The 10,863-nt window shown below is 40.7% G+C and carries 8 protein-coding genes; 4 read left to right on the top strand and 4 right to left on the bottom strand.

The window, feature by feature from the left end; genetic code table 11:
* Positions 1–756 (bottom strand): HAD-IB family phosphatase (locus RM529_RS14470; RefSeq protein WP_311485476.1); only part of this gene is annotated, 756 nt, incomplete at its 3' end.
* A 216-nt stretch (positions 757–972) separates the two neighbouring features.
* Here RM529_RS14470 and RM529_RS14475 point away from each other — a divergent pair.
* The 4 genes from RM529_RS14475 (at position 973) to RM529_RS14490 (ending at position 5,306) form a co-directional block, all read left to right on the top strand.
* Positions 973–1,785 (top strand): SDR family NAD(P)-dependent oxidoreductase, encoded by an 813-nt coding sequence (locus tag RM529_RS14475; RefSeq protein WP_311485477.1) that lies wholly within the window; start codon positions 973–975, stop codon positions 1,783–1,785.
* Positions 1,785–2,759 (top strand): NAD-dependent epimerase/dehydratase family protein, encoded by a 975-nt coding sequence (locus tag RM529_RS14480; RefSeq protein ID WP_311485478.1) that lies wholly within the window; start codon positions 1,785–1,787, stop codon positions 2,757–2,759. The genes RM529_RS14475 and RM529_RS14480 overlap by 1 nt, the downstream gene beginning before the upstream one ends.
* Before the next feature lie 91 nt (positions 2,760–2,850).
* Positions 2,851–3,927: an SGNH/GDSL hydrolase family protein gene (locus tag RM529_RS14485; RefSeq protein ID WP_311485479.1), complete on the top strand. Its 1,077-nt coding sequence runs from the start codon at positions 2,851–2,853 to the stop codon at positions 3,925–3,927.
* Complete coding sequence (locus RM529_RS14490) at positions 3,927–5,306, top strand: sialate O-acetylesterase (protein WP_311485480.1); 1,380 nt, start codon at positions 3,927–3,929, stop codon at positions 5,304–5,306. The genes RM529_RS14485 and RM529_RS14490 overlap by 1 nt, the downstream gene beginning before the upstream one ends.
* A 685-nt stretch (positions 5,307–5,991) precedes the next feature.
* Here the strand turns inward: RM529_RS14490 and bglX are convergent.
* The 3 genes from bglX to RM529_RS14505 form a co-directional block, all read right to left on the bottom strand.
* On the bottom strand, positions 5,992–8,292 hold the full coding sequence (gene bglX, locus RM529_RS14495) for a beta-glucosidase BglX (RefSeq protein ID WP_311485481.1): 2,301 nt from the start codon (positions 8,290–8,292) through the stop codon (positions 5,992–5,994).
* A 95-nt stretch (positions 8,293–8,387) separates the two neighbouring features.
* On the bottom strand, positions 8,388–9,689 hold the full coding sequence (locus RM529_RS14500) for a glycoside hydrolase family 26 protein (RefSeq protein ID WP_311485482.1): 1,302 nt from the start codon (positions 9,687–9,689) through the stop codon (positions 8,388–8,390).
* 6 nt (positions 9,690–9,695) lie between these two features.
* A partial coding sequence (locus RM529_RS14505; protein ID WP_311485483.1) for an AGE family epimerase/isomerase occupies positions 9,696–10,863 on the bottom strand: 1,168 nt, incomplete at its 5' end.

Here is a 10,863-nt window from a genome sequence, read left to right on the forward strand (position 1 = left end):
TTCCTTTTTCATGATAGCCACAGCATCTTCATGCACGTTTTCAAGAAGTAAAACTTTAATTCGGTTCTTTGGATAAGAAATAGCTTTATTCATTTTATGTAGATATAAAAATTCATCAAGACTGGGAGTAATATGGTCTGCTTTTGCGGTCACTTTATCCCGGAAAACATTTTCTGTAAATGCGTAAAATTTGTTGGCAAGTCCTGCCGCTTTTATTTCATAATCTGTGTATCCATCCCCAATTACGTACACATCGCCCTGTAGCTCAAGAGCTTTTAATTGTTCTACCTTTCCATTATTAGAAGAAAGAACATTGTCTTTATCGAAACCTACAATTTTGCCTTCATCATCAAAAATAAAACTATTGGCAAAGACATTTTCTTCTTTTATCCCGTACTGGGAAACTATAGGGACAATAAATTCTTTAAAACCGTTGGAAATAATATAGATATAATCTTTATTCTCTTTGAAGAAGTCTTCGTTTCTTACAAAAGATGGAGAAACTTTTCCTTTTAAAGCTTCAATAAGAGGTTCCAGGTGGCTTTTTTCAGCTTGTAGTAAATCAAGCCGCTCCTGAATGGATTCTCTTAAAGACAGACCTCCTTCCATTCCTCTGTCTGTTAAACTCTTTAAATCTGCCAAAAGCTGGTCCCGTTTGGAGTTTCCAGACAACGAAATTTCACCTAATATATCCAGGGCTTCTACCTGGGTGAATGTACTGTCAAAATCTATTACGTAATTCCTTTTGGTTTTCATGCAGGATGCTATCTTCAGGTTTTAATAATAAGCCCCAAAACTAAGATTTTTAGCGCATTTTTGAGCATTTCAGAAAATTATATCTGAAGCTTTTATGGTTTTTACACTAATTAGTTAAAATTGTTAAATACATTTTATTCAATAGAGATTATATGCTATTGGAATTATGAAAAAGATAAGTTTTAAAGTAAATTTGTTGCTCCTAACCATTTTAAAATGAATATTACCAGAAACGATAAACCGGGACGTTTCGCACTAATTACCGGTGCTAGTAAAGGCTTGGGTAAATCCTTTGCATTTGATCTCGCAAAACGACAAATAAACGTTATCCTGGTAAGCTTACCGGGCGAAGGTTTGGCACAGGTGGCAGAAGAAGTTCGGAAAACCGGGTGTGAAGCTCATTTCTACGAAACAGATCTTACTGATAAATCGAATATACTTGAACTTACCGCATGGATTAATAATAACTTCAGTATTGATATACTTATAAATAATGCCGGATTTGGAGGTAATAAAAAATTTCTTGAAGCAGGTGCAGATTATTTGGACCAGATGATTCAGCTAAACGTGAAAGCTACTTCTATAATTACTCATCAACTCCTTCCAAACCTGCTAAAATGTGAACGATCTTATGTGCTGAATGTCTCCAGTATGGCAGCTATGAGCCCTATTGCCTACAAAACGGTTTACCCGGCTTCAAAAGCCTTTGTTCATAGTTTTACCAGGAGCCTGCAAAACGAATTTTGCAATCAGGGTGTCTTTTTTAGCGTACTCAATCCCGGGCCTATTAAAACAAACGGAGATGTGTCCTCCCGAATTGACAAGCAGGGAATAAGAACCAAAATACTGGTTCTTCCGTCGGAAGAAATTGCCCGTCTCTCTATCGATCAACTTTTTAACGGTACGAATGTAATAAAACTAAACTGGGCGCATCGTCTTGGCTGGTTCTTACTTCACGTTTTACCCGTATCGGTTAAAATGTCAATTTTAAGCAACAATGCCCTGAAGGAAATCGAAAACGCCGACTAATGAAGCTGCTTATCACTGGGGCTAACGGCTTGCTGGCAACCAACACGATCAAACATTTCCTGGAGCTGGGCCATGAGGTGAAAGGGCTTTTAAGAAGCAAAGAAAAATTTTTACTGCCACCACACAAAAACATGGAGCTTGTGCAGGGGGATATTACCGCTGTTTCTGCTGTAGAATATGCCGTTAACGGTTGTGATGCCGTGGTGCATATAGCGGCTCTAACTGCCCCAAATTTGCCAAATTACAACAGCTATTATAAAGTGAACGTTGCCGGCAGTGAAAATTTGGTGAAAGCAGCCATAAAACATAAGCTTAAAAAATTTATTTATGTTAGTTCGGCCAATACCACGGGTTTTGGAACTTTAGAAAATCCAGGAACAGAAACTACTCCGCTTAAGCCTCCCTTTACGGCGTCCCTTTATGCAAAAAGCAAACTGGAAGCCCAGGACAAGCTGTTTACCTACGCAGATAAGATTGATATTGTGACGGTGAATCCCACTTTTATGCTTGGGCCTTACGACGGTAAACCAAGTTCCGGAGAAATTATCCTGATGGGTTACCGCAAAAAGATTATTTTTTATCCTCCCGGCGGAAAGAATTTTGTAGATGTGCGGGATGTTGCACTTGGGATTAGTGCGGCACTGGAAAAAGGAAAGAACAGGGAAACTTATCTGCTGGCCGGGGAAAACCTGAGTTATCAAGAGTTTTTCACCAAGATGGTGCAACGGTCAGAAACAAAAACGAGACTAATAAAAGTCCCCAAACCTTTACTTTTAGTTGCAGGTTACGCCGGAGATTTTCTTCGGAAGCTGAACCTGAAAACTTCCGTTGCATCTGCAAACATGAAGATTCTCTGCGTTAAAAATTACTATTCAGGAAAAAAAGCAGAGGAAGAACTAGGTGTTCATTTTCATCCAATTGATCAGGCGATAGATGATGCTATTGCATGGTTTCAGAAGAATGGCAAGTTGTGATTCCAGTGTCTTTCAGCAGTAATAAAAAGAGCAAATTATTCCGGATTTTTGAAGAAATCCTGTAGTTTAGTAGCTACAAAACATACTTCAAATGATTCAAAAACTTTTGCTGCTACTCCTGCTGGTTTGCATAGGCTGTAGCGAGACTACAAAAGAACCTCAAACTTTCACTGCTCAAAATAATGCTTACCGGTATTCCGGAAGAACCGAGAAAATAAATGATACTGCAGTTGCGCTTATAAATTCGGGCGCTTCCGTAAAAATGAAGGTTTCAGGAGATAGCGTTCAGATTTTCCTTAGCGGGGAAAATGAACAGCCATTTTTTGCAAATATCGAGCTGAATGGAAATTACCTGGGGCGTTTTCGTACAGATAAAGCGGTAAAAATCGATTTGCCGGATTCTGTCAGCAACAATTCCCTGAGCATCTATAAAGCTACCGAAGCTACTACCGGTACGCTCTATTTCCACGGAATAGCGGCAGAAGAAGTAAGTACTCCGGAAATTGAAGATCGCCCAAAAATCGAGTTTATTGGTAATTCCATTACTTGCGGAATGGGAGCCGATACAGAAGAATATCCGTGCGATACCGGGGAATGGTATTTTCAGCATAACGCGTATCTCGCATACGGCCCAAGGGTCGCCAGGGCATTAAATACAGATTTTGAATTATCCTGCGTTTCGGGAATGGGAATGTACCGCAACTGGAATGACGAAGACCAACCAGTGATGCCCGATGTTTATGAAAATCTTTACCTCAATAACGACAATTCTAAAAAAGCCAAATTTGAGGAAGCTCCCGAGGTGGTAAGTATTGCCCTGGGCACCAACGATCTTTCCCTGGGCGACGGTGAAAAAGAACGAGCCGATTTTGATCAGGAAAAGTTCACTTCCAATTATAAAAAGTTTGTAAAAATGATCTATAAAAAGTATCCGGAGGTGAAAATTGCCCTTTTAACCAGCCCAATGGTGAGTGAGGAAAACAACGAGATACTGCTGGAATCGCTTCAAAATGTAAAAGTAAATTTTCCTGAGAAGGAAATAAATATTTTTGAATTTGACGCTGTAACTCCGCATGGCTGCGGCTATCATCCAGATATTGAAGACCATGAACTAATGGCAGAACAACTTATTCCGTTTTTTAAAGAACTACTTCAAAACAATTCCTGATGAAATTAAATTCTGCATTTTTCCTGCTTTTAATCCTGAGTAGTGCTCAAATTTTTGCAAATATCAGCCTTCCGGAAATATTTTCAAATAATATGGTATTACAACGAAATGCCGAGGTGAAAATCTGGGGATGGGCCAAGCCGGGTGAAGAGATCAAGCTAAGTACTAGCTGGAGTGATGAGCAGCTTAACACCAAAGGTGACAGAAACGGAAACTGGCAAATTATCTTTTCTACGCCAGATGTAAGCGGCAGCCAGGAAATCACCATTTCGGGATACAACGAAGTTAAACTGAAAAACCTGTTATTGGGTGAAGTGTGGCTGGTTTCTGGACAGTCAAATATGGAATGGAGTGCCGGCGCCGGCATTACCAATGCTGAAGAAGCCATTGCGGGAGCAGAAAACGACCAGATCAGATTCTTTTCTGTAGCGCATCGAACTGCAGAAAACAGGCAACAGGATTTGGATGGTAGCTGGGTACAAAGCACGCCGGAAACAATGAAAAATTTTAGTGCCGTGGCGTATTTCTTCGGAAAAAAACTTCAGGAAGAACTTGGCGTGCCCGTGGGACTTATCAATTCCAGTTGGGGTGGAACTCCCGCTGAAGTATGGGTTCCTTCCGAAGCAATTATAAGTAATGACAGCCTTGCAAAAGCAGCCAAAATGCTCCCCGACGAGCGTTGGGGGCCAAATGAGCCAGGACTGCTTTATAATGCGATGATTGCGCCTCTTGTACCGTTTAAAATTCAGGGGGTTTTGTGGTACCAGGGCGAATCCAATACAAGTAATGCGGCTTATTATGAGCAGCTATTTTCTACACTTATTAAAAGCTGGCGTGACGAGTGGGAAACGGAATTTCCTTTTTATTATGCACAAATAGCACCTTACGATTACGGCGATAATTATTCTGGTGTGGAAATACGGGATGCGCAGCGCCGGGTAAGAGAATTGCCAAATACAGGCATGGTCATGACCAGCGATATTGGCAATATTAAAGACATCCATCCCCGCAATAAACTGGATGTAGGGCTAAGATTTGCCAGACTTGCACTTGCAGATCACTACGGAAAAGAAATTGATGATGCTTATGCCCCGCAGTTCAAAAAAGCGGAAAAAGATGGCAGTAAAGTAAAGATCTATTTTGAACATGCTGAAGAATTGCATTTTGACAATGGCAATAAGAAATCGCAATTCGAACTTGCCGGTGAAAACGGCAATTTTTATCCTGCCAGCGTGAAAATTCGTGATAATGTGATCATCTTGAGGTCGGTAAAAGTAAAAGAACCCAAAAAAGTACGATTTTCCTGGGGAAATATGAGCACTTCCAACCTTTTTAATGAAGCAGATCTACCTGCGTCCAGTTTTAGAGCAGAATTGTAGTTTAAAAAAGAGCAAAGAGCACTGCGCTGCAGGAAATAAGAGCCAGGAGTTTAATTTTCTGATTGGAAACTTTTAATGAGCATCAAAATTTGGCAATTATCGGCATTAGACCTCACTAGTTTTGAAAACCTGTGAGGTCTTTTCATTCCTTAATAACAGCACAAAAGTTCAGCCTTAAATTTGGCAATTTTCGACCTTTAGAAATTAGAAACGTCAGAATCTCCAACCATAATTCCAGAGGTTACAGACCTACCAGGCTCTAAAAACCTGGCAGGTCGATCAGCACAAAATTTGACAATTATCGACCCCTAAAAAGAGCAAAGAGCGCTGCGCTGCAGGATATAAGAGCCAGGAGTTTAATTTTCTGATCGGAAACTTTTAATGAGCCTCAAAAGTTGGCAATTATCGGCATCAGACCTCACAGATTTTGAAAACCTGTGAAGTCTTTTCATTCCTTTAATAACAGGCTAAAGATCAGCATTCAATTGACCAATTTTCGACCTTCAGTGCTATACAATATAACCAGTCTTGTAATGGGCTTCGACAAGCTCAGCCGGACTATAGCATCTGATTTTTCAGAGAAAATATTGTTACTATTTTTTCTGCCGAAGTAAAGCTTCAAAAAATAAAAAAACTCCTGCATCCGATTGACACAGGAGTTTATTCTTACAAATAGAATAGGCTGTTATTCAATTAAATTAAAAGAAGCCTGCAGTCCTTCTACAGAACTTCCTCCTACAAGGATCTGGAATTCTCCGGGTTCTACAACATATTCTCCCTGTGCATTATAGAAACCAAGTTCTTTTTCTGTAAGGGTGAAATTTACTGTTTTTGTTTCTCCTTTGGATATTTCGACTAATTCAAAACCTTTCAGTTCTTTTACCGGTCTTATCACGCTGGCATACATGTCCCTGATGTACAACTGAACAACCTCTTTTCCGTCGTAATCACCAGTATTAGTCACTTCAACGGAGATATTAAGTTCTCCGGAAATACTCACTTCTTCTTTATCCAGTTTCAGGTTATCATAACTGAAATCTGTATAGCTTAGTCCATAACCAAAAGGATAAAGTGGCGTGTTTTCAACATCCATGTAATGCGACCAGAATACCATTTCGGTTGCTTCAGGTCTTCCGGTATTCCCATGATTATAGTAGATTGGTGTCTGACCGACATTCCGTGGGAAAGTCATTGGTAATTTTCCGCTGGGGTTATAATCTCCATAAAGAACCTGGGCCACTGCATTTCCGGTTTCTGTTCCCAAATGCCATGCTTCAACAATTGCCGGGATATTTTCTTCTGCCCACTCTATTGCTAAAGGACGACCATTATTAAGAACAAGAACGATATTTTTGTTTACCTCATGAACTTTTTCCATTAATTCCTGCTGAACGCCAGGAAGATCAATATTGGTACGGCTCCTGCCCTCTCCACTCTGGAAACCATGCTCGCCAAGAACCATTACCACTACATCTGCATCTTTTGCTGCCTCCAGAGCTGCATCAAATCCGCTCTTGTCGGTGGTATTAAACTCGAGCTCGTTAATAAAAGTTACCCTTCCGTTTACGAGGTCTGCTCCTTTTTCAAAAACAAGGTTATTGCCTTCGTATTTTTGCATTCCTTCTAAAACAGAAACAGCCGTATTATCATCTGATGCTATTCTCCAGCTTCCTAACGGGCTGTTTTTATCATCTGCAAGCGGACCGATAAGAGCGATATTTTGACCTTTTTTCTCCAGGGGTAAAATATTATTTTCATTTTTAAGCAGCACTATAGATTTTTTGGCCATATCAAGAACTGCTTCATGATTCTCCTTACTTCCTACGATATTTTGCTCTCTTTCTTCATCTAAATATCTATATGGGTCTTCAAACAACCCAAGCTCGAACTTAACACGCAGTATCCTTCTAACCGCATCATCAATAAGTGCTTCGTCCACCTGGCCCTCATTCACAAGTGCAACAAGTTCGTTTACATAAGAATAGGATTCCATATCCATATCTACGCCTGCCTGTACCGCTTTTTTGGCAGCCATCTTTTCGTTTTTCACAAATCCGTGAACGGCCATTTCTTCAATAGAGGCATAATCTGAAATAACAAAACCTTCAAAACCCCATTTGTCTTTAAGAATATCTCTTAATAGATATTCATTGCCGGTAACAGGCACCCCGTTCAATTCATTGAATCCATTCATAAAGGTTTTTACTCCGGCCTCTTCCGCAGCCTTAAAAGGAGGCAAAACGATGTTGTGTAACGTAAGCGTCCCAATATCTGCTTTGTTGTATTCCCGTCCCGCTTCAGCAAAACCGTAACCCGCAAAATGCTTGGCGGTTGCAGCGATGGTGAGCGGATGTGACAAATCTTCTCCCTGAAAGCCTTTAACCCTTGCCACGGCAATTTTGCTGCCCAGGTAAGGATCTTCTCCTCCTCCTTCCATCACCCGGCCCCAACGTGCATCCCGGGAGATATCGACCATTGGCGCAAAAGTCCAATTGATCCCGGAAGCTGCAGCTTCGGCAGCTGCAACCTCAGCCGATTTCCTGATCGCTTCAATATCCCAACTCGCCGATTCTGCCAAAGGAATCGGACTTAATGTTTTATAACCGTGAATTACATCAAAACCAATGATTAGCGGAATTCCCAATCTGGTTTCTTCAACTACGATTTTTTGAACCGCTCTAACCTGTTCCACTCCGCGAACGGTTAACATAGATCCAACCAGGCCACTGCGCAAATGCTCATATTTAAGCTCTGCACTCCCGCCTTCGGGAGCCGGGCCGGTCACTTCCCAAAATCCGTTATATTGGTTCATTTGCCCCACTTTTTCTTCCAGGGTCATGAGGTTTAACAAAGAATCTACCTTTTCCTTAATACTGTCGGTTTCTAAAGTTTCCATAGATTGGTTTAGTCTTCTGTCGTTACCGCTGAAACTTAACATTCCAATTGCGGCAATAACGGCTAGTGAATAACGTGCTGTTCTTATCATCCTATTATTAATTTAATTCGATTAGTTAGTCTTATATAAGTTGCAAAGCGAATTGTCCCTGCCAGATATTCTTGTTTAATAAAAATCAACTAGTCCTAATTAGCCGGTAGCTCGTACAATGATGGGAGATCTTCTAATAAAAGCGCTTCCTCTTTATCAACGAACTCTACGAAATCATCCTCCCCTTCTACTCCCGGAACAGGAACAGTATAGGAATCGGAGTAATTTTGCCAGAACATTATAAAACCGATATTCACATCATTTTCTGTAATTACATTGTAAATATTTTCAGAATAAAAATTGGGAGGCAGTGGGTTTTGTGCATCTACAAAATAACCTGTTTCGGTTAAAGCTGCCACTTTATTTTTTTCCTTCGCAAGATCTGAAACAACTTTTAGCTTTTGGTTTGCGGTTGCCACACCAGAGCCGTCCTGCGCTGCAAGATCTCCGTAGTTATCCATACCCAGAATATCCACGTATTCGTCTCCGGGATACCGACTCAAATAGGCGCTTTTGCTGGTATAGCTATTATCTGGTGAGAAAGCGTACAGTAAATTATGGACATCCATCTCATCCCTGAGGTAAGTAACGGTAAATCTCCAAACCTCCTTATACTCTGCCGGTGTGGAATAAGGTGCTCCCCACCAGAAAAAATCACCATCGAATTCGTGGAAGGGTCTAAAAATCACCGGTACAAGAACACCGTCGCTTCCTCTCATGTTTTTCACCACCTCTGCTACTTTTTGAAGCTTTTCCTTATAATATTCATGATTGGCACCTCCTTCCATTATACTTCTAAAAGCATTTTCTTTTTGAAAGGCAGTCATTTCACTGGTATAAAAATGATCCCCTTCATAAGGTTCACGCAGGTGCCAGCTAAAAGCATTAACCATGCCTTTGTCGTAAGCTTCGATAGCGTCCTGAATAATTTGTTGTTCCTGTTGATAGAACCAGTTACCTTCTTCCCCATTATTGGAATCATCTGTAATAAACATGAAATCTGAACCGAGCATCCCGGGATCGCTTCCTGTTAGTTTTTTCATATCGGATTCTCCGGAATCATCATTATAAAAAGCACTGAAAGCATCCTGCTGGCCTATGATAAACCGGGAATCGGAAATTGCTTTCAAGTGATAAAATAATGCCACAGTTTCTTCTGAAGCCGATCCATCTACTATATAGCCCCTGGCCTCCCCGGGAGTAAAAGCATAAGTCTGCTGATCCTCCTCTTCGGGTGTTTCTTCGGGAGCTTCAGGTTCTGTAGGTTCTTCCGGCTCTTCCGGAACTTCTTCGGGTGTTTCTTCAACCGGGTCTGGTTCATCAAAACTATCGTCATCACTGCACGCAGTAGTAATTATAAAGACGAACAATAACAATAAGTAACTAAGCTTTTTCATAATTTTTTATTTTAATAACATCATGCACGCCCTTGAATTGTGATACGGCGCTTTCCACATTCCTAATTTATCTTCATTTGTGTAAGGTTTATTTTTTTCATTTACCCTAAAATGCCACTCCCCGTTTTCCCTGTCTATAATTTGCGATTTAGTGTACTCCCAAATATCGGATATTGCCTCCTGAAATTTATTTTCTTTAGTTAATCTAAAAGCAAAATCGAGCCCTACCATCGCCTCTACCTGTGGCCACCAATGCCTGTCGGTATCCAACTTTCCCGATTCCAGGTTTTTCTCGTTTATTACTCCCGAGCCCTTAACGTAACCTTCTTTCAGAAAAGTTTCTGCTACAGCAACAGCCACCATATTTGCCTTTTCCAGAAGATCGGGGTCGTTTAAGGTTTTTATCGCTTCAATAATAAGCCAAACCGCTTCGATGTCGTGCCCATAGGAAACAATATTGTTTGTTCTGTTCCACTTTACATCGAAAAACAGGTGAAAATGCTGAATTTCTTCAGCATAAAACTTTTCAAGAAAAAGAATTGAAAGGTTCTGCAAGGCTTCCTTTACTTTTTCTTCTCCGGTTACTTTGTACAAACTGGTATAGGCTTCCAAAATATGAAGATGTGTATTCATGGTTTTAGCGGAATTATCTTCTTTTTCGCTTAGACGCATATCCTCAATTGGTGACCAATCCTGCTGAAAAGCTTCCAAATATCCATTATTCTCTTTGTCCCTTCCATGCTTTTCAATAAGCTCGAAAAGGGAAACAGCCCAACTTTTCGCTTCCTCTTTCTGAGTTAGTTTATAATATTCAGACAAGGCATAAACAGCAAAAGCCTGGGCGTAAATCTGCTTCCTTGTATTTACCGGGTTCCCCAGGTAATCCAGCTCCCAAAAGACACCTCCGTTTTTCCTGTCCTGAAAGAATTTCTTTAGGTAATCGTAAGCTCTTGTTGCAATTTCAACAGTACTTTTGTCCTGCCGGAAATTTCCTGTTGCCGAGAATGTCCAGAGAAGACGGGTGTTTAAAATAATCCCTTTGTTTGCTTCAGGAACAAGCGTATTGAAGTGATCCCGCCGGCCTACAAAGCCACCGTATTCATTATCCTGACTAAACGTTTTCCAGTAGTCCAGGATATTGTTCAGTTCCTCCGATAATTCTTTTCGTAAGATG

Origin of the sequence: Autumnicola edwardsiae (genome assembly GCF_031846505.1) — a bacterium.
GTDB classification, from domain to species: domain Bacteria; phylum Bacteroidota; class Bacteroidia; order Flavobacteriales; family Flavobacteriaceae; genus Autumnicola; species Autumnicola edwardsiae.